The following is a 13729-nucleotide window of genomic DNA, read 5'->3' as shown; positions in this document are numbered from 1 at the left end:
TGGCAGGTGGCTCCGGTGCCGTGCTCCGGTGCCGTGATGTCGTGGATGACTCAGCTCCCTAGTGAGCGGCACGCAGTATCGGTCCTCGCGGTGAGTGGAGTTATCCACAGGTTGTCCACAGCCTGACAGGGGTTGTTGATGACCGGCCGGGATAGGCGACAGCATCGAGGCATGGCAGAGACAGCGGACCGGGTCGACCTGGGCGGATCGCTTCGGGCATTGCGTCGCCGCGCGGACCTGAGCCAGCGTGAGCTGGCAGACCTCGCCGGGGTGCCACAGGCGACGCTCGCGCGGATCGAGTCGGGCCGCTCCGGGGACGTCCGGTTCCGGACGATGGAACGGCTGGTGCGGGCAGCCGGTGGGCGGGTGGCGATCGGGACGCCGGGCGCCCAGACCAGCGACCACGCCGGCGACGGCACCGGTGCCCAGGCCAGCGACCACACCAGCGACCTGACGGGCGACGACCGGGTGCCGGAGGTGGTGCCGGTGCCCCGGGTGCCGCACGACGGGCTGCGGGACGAGGCGGGGCGGCGGTACCCGGCGCACCTGGACGCCTGGGCGGTGCACGGGCCGAGGGACTGGCCGGGTGCCTGGTGGGCGGGATGGTGGAAGCTGCCGCCGCAGCACTGGCCACGGCGGTTGCCGGCGGCGACGTACGAGCTGAGCCGCGAGCGTCGGGACCATCGCCGGTGGGGCACGCGGATCCGCCGCGAGGTCGTGGTGCGCCGCGTCACCGACGACGGGCTGCCCGACACGTGCTGGCGGTTCGTGGCGGAGCTGCCCGACGGCCGGCTGCTCGGGGAGCTGCGGGCCCACGAGCGCAACCCCCGGCTGCTGTACGGCGACCTGATCGACGCGGGTGAGCGGGAGGTGGTGCTCGACGGCGTGCTCGTGGCCGGGCCATGCCGGCTGCTGGGGATCGGGCGGCGGCTGGTGGAGGCGTTGACCGTGGAGATGGAGCGGGCCGGGATCCGGGTGGCGCACGCCGTCGCGGATCACGGCGGCGTCGACCTGCTGCTCGCCTGCGGATACCGGATCGAGGGACGGGGGCACTACGCGATGCGCCTCGACCGGGCGCCTCAGCCCTGCGCGGGCCCCGCGACGGCCTGACCCAGCGCGACCGCGGACGCCGTGAGGGCGGCGAACGCCTCGCGCATCCGCCACGCGCCGCGGTCCCGGGGGCCGATCGGGTTGGAGACGGTGCGCAGCTCGGCGAAGGGCAGGCCGGCCTGGGCGGCGGCGACGGCGACGCCGTACCCCTCCATGGCCTCGGCCACCGCGTCGGGGTGCCGGTCGGCGAGCGCGGCGCTGCTCGCGGCGGTGCCGGTGACCGTGCTGACGGTGAGCACCGTGCCGACCGTGGCTGCCGGCAGGGCCGCGCGCAGGGCGGCCAGCAGGCCCGGGTCGGCGGGCACCGCCGTGCCGGCGCCGAGCAGCTCGGCAGGCATGCCGAGCTGGTCCACCGGGATGAAGCCCGTCGGCGACTCGGCACCGAGGTCGGCCGCGACGCTGCGGCTGGCGAGCACCGTCGCGCCGACTGCCGCCCGGCCGACGAAGCCACCGGCGATGCCGGCGCTGACCACGGCCCGGTACGGGCGGCCGGCGGCCTCGGCGAGCGCCAGCAGCCGGGCGGTGGCCGCCCCGGCGACGGCCGGGCCCACCCCGACGGGCACCACGGTCACCCCGATGGGCACCACGGCGGGCATCACGGTCACCCCGGCGGCGGCCGGCGAGGTCCCGGCCGGCGCAGCCGCGTGCGGCGCGGCCCCGGCCGGTGGCGCGGGGAGGCCGGCGCGGATCGCCTCGGCCTCGGCCGGTACCGCCGTCACCACGAGCAGGCCGGTCACGCCAGGGGCCCCCGGGGCTCCCGGCGGGTCTCGTCGTCGGCCGTGCCCACCCCGCCGGCGACCGCCGAGGAGGGCCGGTAGACGTGGTACCCGGGCGGGGCGGAGGAAGCGGGCGCGGGCGAGGTGGGGGCGACGTCGGTCACCGGGTCGTGCGCCGTCGGGTCGTGTGTCGTCCGGTCGTGTGTCGTCCGGTCGTGTGCCGGCGGATCGTCGGCCGGGGGGCGGTCCCCGGCGGCCGGCTTTCCGGTGGGCTCCTCGGCCGGGTCGTCGGCCAGCTCGTCGTCGCCGAGCGGGCGGCCGAGCAGCCGCTGGTCGCGGAGCCTGCCGGCGACGTACGCGCCGCGGGCGGCGGCGAGCACGCCCACCCCGGCGGCCACGGCGATGCCCAGCCGGCCGTCGAACGGGACCAGACCGAGCGCGCCGCCGGCCACGAAGGCGAGCATCAGCGCCGTCTCCGAGTGGGCGAACGAGCTGGCCCGCAGCCGCTCCGGGATGCGTTCCTGGATGGAGGCGTCGACCGCGAGCTTCGCCACGCCGCTGGCCAGCGTGGCGACCAGGCAGAGCAGGGCGACCATCGGCAGCGAGAACTGGATCGTGGCGAGGACGGCCGTGCCGGCCACGATGATCGTGCTGCTGGACTGGATCGCGGTGGGGCGGTGGATGCGCAGCCGGGTGCCGATCGCCGTGGCCAGGAAGCTGCCCACCGCCAGCGCCCCGCCGACCAGGCCGAGCGCCATCTCCGCGCTCAGGTCGCGCCCGAAGAACTCGGTGGTCAGGTCGCCCTTCTTCAGCGCGAACGCGAGGAAGAGCAGCAGGAAGCCGTAGACGACGCGGAGCAGCGCCGCGCCGAGCAGGCTGGCGATGACGAGGCGACCGGCCGGGCGGCCACGGCCCAGCGGCCGGTCCCCGGCGGCCCGCCGGCCCAGGGACCGCAGCGGCCGGGGCACCCGCTCGGGCGGCTCGGAGTCGGCCCGGGGCGGGAGCCGCAACGCGATCACCATGCCGACCAGGAAGATCACCGAGGCGACCCGCAGCGGCCACTGCGGCCCGAACCAGAACGCGGCCAGCCCGAGCGGGGCGACGAGCGCGCCGGCCACCGTGCCGTAGACGCTGGCCCGCGCGCCGACCTGGGACAGGCCGAGGCCCTCGGGCAGCAGCCGGGGGACGGCCGCCGAGCGGGCCACGCCGTACGCCCGGGAGAGCGCGAGCACCCCGAAGGCCGCCGGGTAGAGGCCGAAGCCGTGCATGTAGTCGGAGATCAGCCAGGCCAGGAAGGCCCGGCCGAGCATGGTGGCGGCGAGCGCGTACCGCCGGCCGTGCCGGAAGTGGTCCAGCAGCGGACCGACCACCGGCGCGAGCATGGCGAACGGCACCATCGTGACCAGCAGGTAGAGCGCGACCTTGCTGCGTGCCTCGCCGAGGGGGACGTTGAAGAAGATCGTCCCGGCGAGGCCGATCGCGATCAGTGTGTCTCCCGCGCAGGAGAGGGCGTGCAGGTCGAACAGGCGCACCATGCCGACCTCGCCGCCCGCGCCCCGGGCCCGGGCCGAGCCGGCCTGGCGGGTCATCCAGCGCCCGCTGCGCGCCGAGCCGCGCAGCAGCAGGCGGACGGCACGGATGCCGGTGCCGACGGTCCGCCCCAGCATGGACCGATCGGAGCGGGAGAACAGCGGCATGTGCACCATCCTCGCCCATGTACCCCACCCCCGCGCCAGCACCGCCGGAGAACGACCTTGCGGGGAGTGCCTGTCGGTCTTCGTCACCCATGGGGAACAATGGAAGGGTGACCAGGCCCGCCTCCGCTCGTGCCGCCCGCCTCGACCAGGTCTGCGCCGCCGCCGTCGAGGTGGCCCGCGACGCCATCACCGAGGTGGAGCCGTCCGATGTCGGCGACCACCTCCAGGCCGTCGCCGAGGCGGACCGCGTCGTCACCCACTACTTCGAGTGCCGGCTGTCCGGTTACCGGGGCTGGCGGTGGGCGGTCACCGTGACCCGGGTGCCGCGCAGCCGCAAGGTCACGGTCTGCGAGACGGTCCTGCTGCCGGGCCCCGACGCGCTGCTCGCGCCGGGCTGGCTGCCCTGGCAGGAGCGGCTCAAGCCGGGCGACCTGGGCCCCGGCGACCTGCTGCCGACCCCGCCCGACGACGAGCGGCTCACCCCCGGGTACGTCCTGTCCGACGACCCGGCGGTGGAGGAGACCGCCTGGGAGCTGGGCCTCGGTCGGCCGCGCGTGCTGTCCCGGGAGGGGCGCAGCGAGGCCGCGCAGCGCTGGTACGACGGGGACCACGGCCCGTCGGCGCCGATCTCCACCGCCGCCCCGGCCGCCGCCCGCTGCGGCACCTGCGGCTTCTACCTGCCGCTGGCCGGCGCGCTGCGGCAGGCGTTCGGCGCGTGCGGCAACTTCTACGCCCCCGACGACGGCCGGGTGGTCAGCACCGACCACGGCTGCGGCGCGCACTCGGAGACGCTGGTCGAGACGCCCGACAGCCCGGTCGACGAGCTGCCCACGATCTACGACGACAGCGCCGTCGAGGCGATGTCGGTGAGCCGGGCGCCGGGCTCGGTGGAGGCGGCGGAGCCGGGCGAGCCGCACGGCCACCCCTGACCGGGCGGGCTCAGCGGCGGGTGTCGGCGGCCTGACCGGCCTGCGCGGCGGCGCGGCGGCGACGCCGGTTGGCGTCGTGACGCATCATCACGGCGAGACCGGGGAAGCCCCAGAGGAAACCGGCCAGGCAGATCCAGAGCCAGTCCCGGTGGCCGTGCTCGGTCAGCCAGCCACGGAAGAAGAGCAGCAGCACCAGGCCGGCGACCGCCCAGGCGACCAGCCCGGCGACCGCGAACGGCACCATCGGCGGGTCGAGCGGCTCGGGCCGCGGCGGTTGCTCCTGTCGCACGGGGGCAAGCGTACGCGATCAACTTTCCCAGTTGGCTCGTGATCTGGGACGATGCGCGCGACAGACGGATGATCACCTGCGAGGACCAGATGGCCATTGCGCCGCCGGACAACGGCACTCCACCCGATCCCGCCCACCCCCGCAACGCCTTCGACCGCTTCTTCGAGATCACCGCGCGCGGCTCCACACCGGGCCGGGAGGTGCGGGGCGGCCTGGCGACGTTCTTCACGATGGCGTACATCGTGGTGCTCAACCCACTGATCATCGGCAGCGCCGTCGACGGCGACGGCAAGAAGCTGGCGATCCCGGCGCTGGCCGCCGCGACGGCGCTCGTCGCGGGCCTGATGACGATCCTGATGGGGGTGGTCGGCCGGTTCCCGATGGCGCTGGCCGCCGGCCTGGGCGTGAACGCGCTGGTCGCGTACGAGATCGCCCCGCAGATGACCTGGGCCGACGCGATGGGCCTGGTGGTGATCGAGGGTGTGCTCATCGCGATCCTGGTGCTCACCGGCCTGCGTACGGCGGTGTTCCGCTCGGTGCCCACGCAGCTCAAGACCGCGATCGGCGTCGGCATCGGCCTCTTCCTGACGATCATCGGGCTGGTCGACGCCGGCTTCGTCCGGCGGATCCCGGACGCGGCGAACACCACGGTCCCGGTGGGGCTGGGCATCGGCGGCAAGATCGTGAGCTGGCCGATGCTGGTCTTCGTGGTGGGCCTGCTGGTCACGATCGTGCTGGTGGTGCGGCGGGTACGCGGCGCGATCCTGATCGGCATCCTCGCCTCGACCGTGCTGGCGATCGTCGTGGAGGCCGTGGCGAACGTCGGCCCGTCGTTCGTCGACGGCAAGCCCAACCCCAAGGGCTGGTCGCTGAACGTGCCGGAGCTGCCGAAGACGGTCGTGGACGTGCCCGACCTGTCGCTGTTGGGCAACTTCAACGTGCTGGACTCCTGGACCCGGGTCGGCTGGCTGGTGCCGCTGATGTTCGTGTTCACGCTGCTGATCACGGACTTCTTCGACACGATGGGCACGATGGTCGCGATCGGCCAGGAGGGGAACATGCTCGACGAGCGGGGCACCCCGCCACGGGCCAAGGAGATCCTGCTGGTCGACTCGATCGCCGCGGCGGCGGGTGGCGCGGCGAGCGTCTCCAGCAACACGTCGTACATCGAGAGCGCCGCCGGTGTCGCGGAGGGGGCCCGCACCGGCGTGGCCAACCTGGTCACGGGCGCGCTGTTCCTGCTGGCGATGTTCCTCGCGCCGCTGGCGGTGGTGGTGCCGTTCGAGGCGGCGTCGACGGCGCTGGTGGTGGTCGGCTTCCTGATGATGACGGCGGTGCGGACGATCGACTGGACCGACTACGAGATCGCGATCCCGGCGTTCCTCACGATCACCCTGATGCCGTTCACGTACTCGATCTCCAACGGCATCGGCGCGGGCGTCATCTCGTACGTCGTGGTGAAGCTGGCGAAGGGGAAGGCCCGCGAGGTCCACCCCCTGCTGTACGCGGTGGCGGTGCTGTTCGTCCTCTACTTCCTGCGCGGGCCGATCGAGTCCGTCGTACTCTGACGCACCACGTGTCCCGGGGGTCGGAGTGCCGGACCGGTACCCCGACCCCCGGGTCGCACACCCCCTGGTGAGCATGGTCATATCGGCTGTCGTTAGCCAGGCTCATTAGTTAGGCTAACTATCGTGACGGAGCGGACGGTGACGGCGAGACGCGTGCCACCGGCGCAGCTGGCTCCCCAGCTGCGTGATGCGATCACCCGGCTCAACCGGCGGGTCCGACAGGCCCGACCGGTCGGCGACCTGACGGTCACCCAGCTCTCCGCGCTCACCAGCCTCGTGCTGGCGGGCGCGCTGACGCCCCGGGAACTGGCCGACGTCGAACGGGTGCAACCGCCGACGATGACCAAGATCGTCGCGAAGCTGGAGGAACGCGGCCTCGTGGGCCGCACCCCCCATCCGACCGACGGCCGGCAGGTCATCCTCTCGGCGACCGAGGGCGGCCAGGCCGTGCTCGACCAGTTCGAACGGGCCCGCAACGAGTGGCTGGCCCGCCGCCTGGCCGAGCTGCCCGAGGCCGACCGGGAGACCCTGCAACGGGCCGCCGAGATCCTTCAGCAGCTCGCCCGCGCCTGAGCGCGCCGCGCCCGCCGGGGCGTCGCCGCCGGGTCCGCGCCGTCCGCCGTCGATGAGGCGTACGAGCGAGGAGGCGCATCCAGGGTGCAGGCGAAGCTGAGCACGATGTTCCAGTCACTGCAGGTCCGCAACTACCGGCTATTCGCGTCCGGGCAGCTGATCAAACTGATCGGCGTCTGGATGATGTTCATCGCCCAGGACTGGCTCGTCCTCGAACTCTCCGACGACTCCGCCACCGCCCTCGGCGTGGTCACCGCCCTCCAGTTCACCCCGGTGCTGCTGCTCACCCTGCTCTCCGGGCGGCTCGCCGACCGGTACGACAAGCGTCTGCTCCTCTTCGTCGCGAACGCGTTCTGGACGGTGCTGTCGTTCGGGATGAGCCTGCTGGTGCTCACCGGCCTCGTCCGGCTCTGGCACGTCTTCGTCTTCGCCGCCCTGCTCGGCGTCGCCAACGCGGTGGAGACCCCCGTGCGGCAGGCGTTCGTCTCCGAACTCGTCGGCACGTCGCTGCTGCCCAACGCGCTGTCGCTCAACGCTGCCGTGTTCAACTCGGCCCGCATCGTCGGCCCCGCCGTCGCCGGCCTGGCCATCGCCGCCGTCGACGTCGGCCCGGTGTTCCTGTTCACCGCGCTCAGCTCGCTCGGGCCGCTGGCCACCGTGGTCCGGATGCGCCCCGCCGAGCTGCACCGCAAGGACCTCCTCCCGGTCGCCGAGCGGGACTCCGCCCGGGTCGTCGACGGCCTGCGCTACGTCGCCCGCCGCCCCGACCTGCTGCTGCCGATGGCCGTGATGTCGGTCATCGGGATGAGCCTGTTCAACTTCCAGCTCACCCTCGCCGCCCTGGCCAAGACGGTGTTCAACACCGGTGCCGCCTCGTTCGGCCTGTTCAGCACGGCGTTGGCCGTCGGCGCGCTCGCCGGGGCGTTGGCCGGCACCGGGCGGCGCAGCCGCCCCTCGGTGTGGCTGGTGCTCGGCGCGGCGGTCGGGTGCGCCGTCTTCGGCACCCTGGTCGGGCTCGCCCCGGCGTACTGGATGGTGGTGGCGCTGCTGCTGCCCGCCGGGTTCTTCATGGTCTTCTTCGCCCAGTCCGCCAACCAGCGGGTGCAGCTCGGCACCGACGCCGCGTTCCGGGGCCGGGTCATGGCGCTGTGGGTGCTGGTGTTCCTCGGCACCAACCCGGTCGGCGCGCCGGTCATCGGCTGGGTGGCCGAGCGGTTCGGCGCCGGGGCGAGCATCTGGATCGGCGGGTTGATCTCGCTGGCCACCGCCCTGCTGGCGCTCACCTGGCAGTTGCGCCGCTCGGGGGCCCGGCTGCGCCTGCGGGTGCTCCCGTCCCCCCGCTTCTACGTGGTGGAAGCAAGGAGGGGCACCCTGTTGACGCCTTCTGCATAGCAGGGGCCCCTTCCTAACCACGCGGGGCAGCTCGCGGCGGATGCAAAAAATTGATGTCGGTGAATGTCAACAAACCGGTGGCGATGACGCTCGCGGGAGCATAGCGTCGATACGTGGAGGTAGGCCGAGCGATGCTCCTTGCCCTGGCGTTCGTTGCTGTCGCGAGTCTTCCGGTCGCCTTTGCGCTGGTGTTCTGCGCCGACGAGATCATGGACCGGGTCGCCTGCGGCTACGCCGAGTGGCGCGAACGACGCCGCGAACGCCGTACCATCGCCCGGCTGAACCGGGCCGTCGACGCCGACGGGCTGACCCGGGGCATCGACCTCACCGAGTTCGACCGGGAGGACCGCCGGTCCCTCCAGCAGATCGCCGCCGACCTGCACCGGTTCGCCGGGCATCGGGTCAACCCGGGCGGCCGGACGGTGATCTGGCACGCGGCAGTCGTCGACGCGTACGACGCGCACCTGCGGGCCGCCTGCCGCTGCCTCGGGCTCCCCGAGCACCTGGGCGAGCTGGAGGGCGTCGACCGGCAGATCGAGCGGGTCCGGGTCGAGGGGATGCTGCACGCGGCCGGTCTCACCCTGCCCGCCGCCCGCCCCCGGCACCGCCAGCGGCACCGCTGACCGCGCGCGGCGCACCGGTGACCGGCGCGGACGTGCCCGACGCGGGCATGCGGCTCTTCGTGGGGGTCTTTCCACCGCCCGAGGCCGTCGCCGACCTGAGCACCGCGGTGGCCCGGCTCCGGGTCGGGCGCGCGGCGGCGGCCGGCACCAACGTCAGGCTCGCCGACCCGGCGCGGGCGCACCTCACCGTGGCCTTCCTCGGCCAGGTCGACGCCAGCCGCCTCGTCGACGTCGAGAACGCCCTCGGCCCCGCCGCCGAGACGTTCCGCACCCGGGACCTGCCGGCAGCCGACCGACCGGCAGCCGACCAAGCGGTGGTCGACCTGCCGGGGGCCGACCGACCGGTAGCCGATCTGCCGGAGACCGGTCGAGCAGTGGCCGAGCTGCCGGTAACCGACCGACCGGCGGGCGGCCGGACCGGGTCGGCGGTGCTGCGGCTCGGCGGCGGGGGTAGCTTCGGCCGGGGCCGGTTCACGGTCCTCTGGGTGGACGTGCGCGGCGACGTCGAGGCGTTGCGCGTCCTGGCCCGGCTCGTCCGGGCGGGGCTGCGCCGGGGCAGACTGCCGTACGACGAGAAGCCGTTCACCCCGCACCTCACCATCGCCCGCCCCGGCGACCGGGTCGACCGCGCCGACGTGGCCGCCGACCGGGAGGCCCTGCACGACTACCTGGGGCCGCCGTGGCCGGCCACCGAGCTGGTGCTGGTCCGCAGCCACCAGGGCCCGAAGCCGACGTACGACCGGGTGGCCGCCTGGCCGATCTGACCGGAACCGGCGGCCGGGCCGGGGTCGGATCGGGCCGGGGTCGGATCGGGCCGGTCGGGCCCGGGGCGGCCCGTCGTGTCGGCGACATGGCGGTATCCCCGGGACGGGAAGCCGCCATGTCGCCGACATCGCGGGGAGCCGCCAGGCGGCGCGCCGCGCGACGTGCGGCGGCCCGCCAGGCGGCGCGCCGCGCGTCTACCAGGCCCACGCCTCCGGGCCGGGGCCGCCCTTGCCCACCGGCGGGAACAACTCGTCGAGCCGGGTCAGCGCCGCCTCGTCGAGCCGGACGTCCAGCGCGCCTAGCGACCGGTCGAGCTGGTCGATGGTGCGCGGGCCGATGATCGGGGCCGTCACCCCGGGCCGGGAGAGCAGCCAGCCGAGCGCCACGTCCGCCGGGTCGTGGCCGAGGTCGGCGCAGAACTTCTCGTACGCCTCGATGGTCAACCGGTGCTCGGCCAGGCTCTCGGCGGCGCGGCCCGAGGTGCTGCGGGCCGCCCCGCCCTCGGCCATCTTCCGCAGGGCGCCCGACAGCAGCCCGCCGTGCAGCGGGGACCAGGGGATGATGCCGAGGCCGTAGTGCTGGGCGGCCGGCACCACCTCCAGCTCGACGGCCCGGGTCAGCAGGTTGTAGATGGACTGCTCGGAGACGAGGCCGAGGAAGTTGCGCTGCTGCGCCGCCGCCTGCGCCTGCCCGATGTGCCAACCGGCGAAGTTGGACGATCCGACGTAGACGACCTTGCCCTGGGCGACCAGGGTCTCCATCGCCTGCCAGATCTCCTCCCACGGGGTCGCCCGGGAGACGTGGTGCATCTGGTAGAGGTCGATGACGTCGGTCTGGAGCCGGCGCAGCGAGTCCTCGCAGGCCCGGATGATGTGCCGGGCGGAGAGGCCCTGCTCGTTGGGCCAGTCGCCCATCTTGCCGTAGACCTTGGTGGCCAGCACCACCTTCTCCCGCCGGCCGCCGCCCTGGGCGAACCAGCGGCCGATGATCTGCTCGGTGATGCCCTCACCGGTCTGCCAGCCGTACACGTTGGCGGTGTCGAAGAAGTTGATGCCGTGCTCGATCGCCCGGTCCATGACGGCGAAGCTGTCCGGCTCGCTGGTCTGCGGCCCGAAGTTCATCGTGCCGAGGCAGAGCCGACTCACCGACAGGCCGGTGCGTCCCAGATTGGTGTACTTCATGTGCCCACCCTGCCACGGCGGGACGCCGAATGCCTCGCCGTGGCAGGGCGGCGCGCGGGCGGCGCACCGCCCGGCCACGGATGGGTCAGGAGGACTCGCGGGCCGCCGGGCCGCTGCCGAACAGCACATCGTCCCAGCTCGGCAGGCGCTTGCGCGGCTTGCCGGAGGCGTCGGTGGCCTCGCCGCCGGAGGCCGCCGCTGCGGCAGCGCCCGTGCGGCGGGGCCGGAGCACCGCCAGCGACGGCACGGCCGGGACCTCCTTGGGCGCGTCGGAGTCGTCGTCGAACGCCGAGCCCTGGCCGCCGCCGAGCAGGGCCGCCGCCCCGCCGCCGACCGGCCGCTGCCGGGGTGCGTCCGACCCGGCCAGCGCCGCCGCCGGCGTGCGCGGCTCCAGGCCCCGGCCGGACGTCGAGCCGAGCGGCCGGTCGAGGGAGGCGAGCAGGGCGTCGCGCCCGGCGCGGATCGGGTCGCGCCCCGGTCGGTTGTGGTCGCCGGCCGCCGCGGGCAGCCCGTGCCCGCCCCGGCTCGGCTCGCCGCGCGAGGGGCCGGGCAGCGCGTGGCCGCCGCGCTCCGGGGCGGGCTCCTGGCCGAGGATCGGCGTGGGGCGCTCGGCGCACAGGTATTGCGCCATGTCGTCGTGCGGGACGACGTGCTGCCGGGTCTTGTCCAGGTCCCACACGGCCTGCGCGGTGGCCTTGCCCGACGGCCAGGTGGCGATGATCCGCCAGGTGCCGTCGTCGCGGCGGTAGGCGTCCCAGGAGATCTTCTCGGTGTCGATCCCGTGCTGGGCCAGCCGGCCGTTGACCACCTCGGCCAGCGGCGTCGGCTTCTCCGCGCCCTTGAGCCGGGTGCGCCGGGCGTGCTGGGCGAGCATCGCCCGCTCCTGGAGCACCGGGCCCGCGTAGCGGAGCACGCGGTCGACCGGGACGCCCGCGACGCGCGCCACGTCCTCTGCGGACTCGCCGGAACGGATCTTGGCCTGGATGTCGCGCGGGGACAGCGACGGCAGGGGGTGGTCGGTGGTGTTCGGCACCACGGCGAGCGGGGGCGCGCCCGGCTCGGCGTGCAGGGCGCCGGCGATGCGCTCGTCGATGGGCAGGGCGAGCAGCCGCCCGACCTCGTCGGCGAGCACCAGAGCCTGGCCGTCCTCGGAGAGGGCGACGAAGCGTACTGGGCGCATGAGCGTTGCCTCCGTCCCGCTTCGCTGGCCGCACGCCACGGGTCGGCCACCCGGGCGTCCCGCACCACGGTACGCCCATCCGCAACGACGTGGGGGATCCGACACCCGCATGTCGCGGATGAGCTGCGAAGATGATCACACTGGGTGGCCGGCGGCGGTGCGACGACCACCCAGTGTGACGATGCCTCAGAGCCGCTCGACCACGTAGTCGATCGAGGCGGTCAGCGCCTCCACGTCGGCCGGCTCGACGGCCGGGTAGAGCGCGATGCGGAGCTGGTTGCGGCCCAGCTTCCGGTAGGGCTCGGTGTCGACGATGCCGTTGGCCCGCAGCGCCTTGGCGATCGCCGCCGCGTCCACCCCGTCGGCGAAGTCGATCGTGGCGACCACGTTGGAGCGCAGCGCCGGGTCGGTGACGAACGGGGTCGCCACGGCGGAGCGCTCGGCCCAGCCGTACACGATGCCGGCGCTCTCGGCCGTGCGCTTGGCCGCCCAGGCCAGGCCGCCCTGCTCGTTCATCCAGTCGGTCTGCTCGGCGGCCAGGAAGATGGTGGCCAGCGCCGGGGTGTTGTAGGTCTGCTCCAGCCGCGAGTTGTCGATCGCGGTGACCAGGTCGAGGAACGCCGGGATGTAGCGGCCCGACGCCTTGATCTCGGCGGCCCGGTCCAGGGCGGCCGGCGACATCAGGGCCAGCCAGAGGCCGCCGTCGGAGGCGAAGCACTTCTGCGGGGCGAAGTAGTAGACGTCGGTCTCGGCGACGTCCACCGCCAGGCCGCCGGCCGCCGAGGTCGCGTCGACCAGCAGCAGCGCGCCCTCGTCGGCCCCGGTGACCCGGCTGATCGGCACCGCGACGCCGGTGGAGGTCTCGTTCTGCGGCAGCCCGTACGCGTCGACGCCGGCCTCGGCGACCAGCGCCGGGGCGCTGCCCGGCTCGGCCTTGCGCACGGTGGGCTCGCCGAGGAACGGGGCGTCCTTGACCGACTTGACGAACTTCGCGCCGAACTCGCCGAAGGTGGCGAACTGCGCCCGGTCGCGGATCAGGCCGAACGTCGCGACCTCCCAGAAGGCGGTGGTGCCGCCGTTGCCGAGGATCACCTCGTAGCCCTCGGGGAGGGAGTAGAACTCGGCGATGCCGCGCCGCAGCCGGGCGACCTGGTCGCGGACGGTCTTCTGCCGGTGCGAGGTGCCCAGGAAGCCCGTCGCCGCGTCGGCGAGGGCGGAGACGGCCGCCGGACGGACCTTGGACGGCCCGCAGCCGAACCGCCCGTCGGCGGGCTTGATGTCGTCGGGAATCCGGATGGTCGGTGCGTCAGCCACGGTTGTCGAGATCCTTCCGCGTGGGCGGGGCCCGGTCACAGGTGGTGGTCGGGCGCGGAGGACGGACGCGTGCGTGGGACGCACGGGCGGCCGGATCCGAGCCCGGTCCGGCGGCACTGCCGAGCCCCCATCCTTGCACCCGGGGCGGCCCGGGCACCCGACGGTCCCGCCGCCTGAGCTGAGGCGTATGACACATCCGCCCGGTTACGTCGCCACCCCGCCCGCGGTTGCGCGGGCCGGACGGACCTTCCGGTACGCGGAGGGGCCCCGCCGAACCGGCGGGGCCCCTTCCGTCGTCGCGTCGACGGGTGGATCGGACGGGCGTCGCGCACCCAGGTGGTGGGTGTTGACAGGGGCCCCTGCTCTGCGGAAAGCGTCGACAGGGTGCCCTT

Annotated in this window: 13 protein-coding genes; 7 read left to right on the top strand and 6 right to left on the bottom strand. The window is 74.2% G+C overall.

Annotation, left to right across the window (positions count from 1 at the left end; all coding sequences use genetic code 11):
• The first annotated feature begins 171 nt into the window (after positions 1–171).
• The gene (locus tag HDA31_RS27175; RefSeq protein ID WP_178063054.1) at positions 172–1110 is read left to right on the top strand and encodes a type II toxin-antitoxin system RelB family anti-toxin; all 939 of its coding nucleotides are present in this window, start codon (positions 172–174) and stop codon (positions 1108–1110) included.
• On the opposite strand, the gene HDA31_RS27170 is transcribed toward HDA31_RS27175, so the two are convergent.
• Complete coding sequence (locus HDA31_RS27170; RefSeq protein ID WP_178063055.1) at positions 1080–1847, bottom strand: futalosine hydrolase; 768 nt, start codon at positions 1845–1847, stop codon at positions 1080–1082. The two genes, HDA31_RS27175 and HDA31_RS27170, sit on opposite strands and share 31 nt — an antisense overlap.
• On the bottom strand, positions 1844–3523 hold the full coding sequence (locus HDA31_RS27165; RefSeq protein ID WP_178063056.1) for an MFS transporter: 1680 nt from the start codon (positions 3521–3523) through the stop codon (positions 1844–1846). Before HDA31_RS27165 ends, HDA31_RS27170 begins: the two co-directional genes overlap by 4 nt.
• Positions 3524–3612: 89 nt before the next feature.
• Here HDA31_RS27165 and HDA31_RS27160 point away from each other — a divergent pair, with 89 nt between their 5' ends.
• Positions 3613–4452, top strand: coding sequence for a DUF3027 domain-containing protein (locus tag HDA31_RS27160; protein WP_178063057.1), 840 nt, complete (start codon positions 3613–3615; stop codon positions 4450–4452).
• 10 nt (positions 4453–4462) lie between these two features.
• Here the strand turns inward: HDA31_RS27160 and HDA31_RS27155 are convergent, their stop codons facing one another.
• Entirely contained in the window at positions 4463–4741 is a 279-nt protein-coding gene (locus HDA31_RS27155; RefSeq protein WP_074475249.1) for a DUF2530 domain-containing protein, read from the bottom strand.
• A gap of 89 nt (positions 4742–4830) precedes the next feature.
• Between HDA31_RS27155 and HDA31_RS27150 the strand changes: the two genes are divergently transcribed.
• From HDA31_RS27150 to HDA31_RS27130, 5 genes are all read left to right on the top strand, one after another.
• A complete protein-coding gene (locus tag HDA31_RS27150; RefSeq protein WP_178063058.1) occupies positions 4831–6309 on the top strand; it encodes an NCS2 family permease in 1479 nt (492 codons plus the stop codon).
• Positions 6310–6432: 123 nt separating this feature from the next.
• Complete coding sequence (locus HDA31_RS27145; RefSeq protein ID WP_178063059.1) at positions 6433–6882, top strand: MarR family winged helix-turn-helix transcriptional regulator; 450 nt, start codon at positions 6433–6435, stop codon at positions 6880–6882.
• Positions 6883–6966: 84 nt separating this feature from the next.
• Positions 6967–8274 carry an MFS transporter gene (locus HDA31_RS27140; RefSeq protein ID WP_178063060.1) on the top strand — a complete coding sequence of 436 codons (1308 nt, stop codon included), beginning with the start codon at positions 6967–6969 and terminating at the stop codon, positions 8272–8274.
• A 113-nt stretch (positions 8275–8387) separates the two neighbouring features.
• Positions 8388–8897 carry a hypothetical protein gene (locus HDA31_RS27135; protein ID WP_074475247.1) on the top strand — a complete coding sequence of 170 codons (510 nt, stop codon included), beginning with the start codon at positions 8388–8390 and terminating at the stop codon, positions 8895–8897.
• Between the two features lie 17 nt (positions 8898–8914).
• On the top strand, positions 8915–9661 hold the full coding sequence (locus tag HDA31_RS27130; RefSeq protein ID WP_178063061.1) for a 2'-5' RNA ligase family protein: 747 nt from the start codon (positions 8915–8917) through the stop codon (positions 9659–9661).
• Between the two features lie 195 nt (positions 9662–9856).
• Here HDA31_RS27130 and HDA31_RS27125 read toward each other — a convergent pair whose 3' ends face one another.
• The 3 genes from HDA31_RS27125 to serC all read right to left on the bottom strand — a co-directional run bounded on the left by HDA31_RS27125 (position 9857) and on the right by serC (position 13337).
• On the bottom strand, positions 9857–10843 hold the full coding sequence (locus HDA31_RS27125; RefSeq protein ID WP_074475246.1) for an aldo/keto reductase: 987 nt from the start codon (positions 10841–10843) through the stop codon (positions 9857–9859).
• A gap of 85 nt (positions 10844–10928) precedes the next feature.
• Complete coding sequence (gene sepH / locus HDA31_RS27120) at positions 10929–12023, bottom strand: septation protein SepH (RefSeq protein ID WP_074475245.1); 1095 nt, start codon at positions 12021–12023, stop codon at positions 10929–10931.
• A gap of 186 nt (positions 12024–12209) precedes the next feature.
• Entirely contained in the window at positions 12210–13337 is a 1128-nt protein-coding gene (gene serC, locus HDA31_RS27115) for a phosphoserine transaminase (RefSeq protein WP_178063062.1), read from the bottom strand.
• Positions 13338–13729 lie beyond the last annotated feature (392 nt).

The organism is Micromonospora carbonacea, from assembly GCF_014205165.1.
Classification (GTDB): domain Bacteria; phylum Actinomycetota; class Actinomycetes; order Mycobacteriales; family Micromonosporaceae; genus Micromonospora; species Micromonospora carbonacea.
This window is presented reverse-complemented; position numbering and strand designations above follow the sequence as displayed.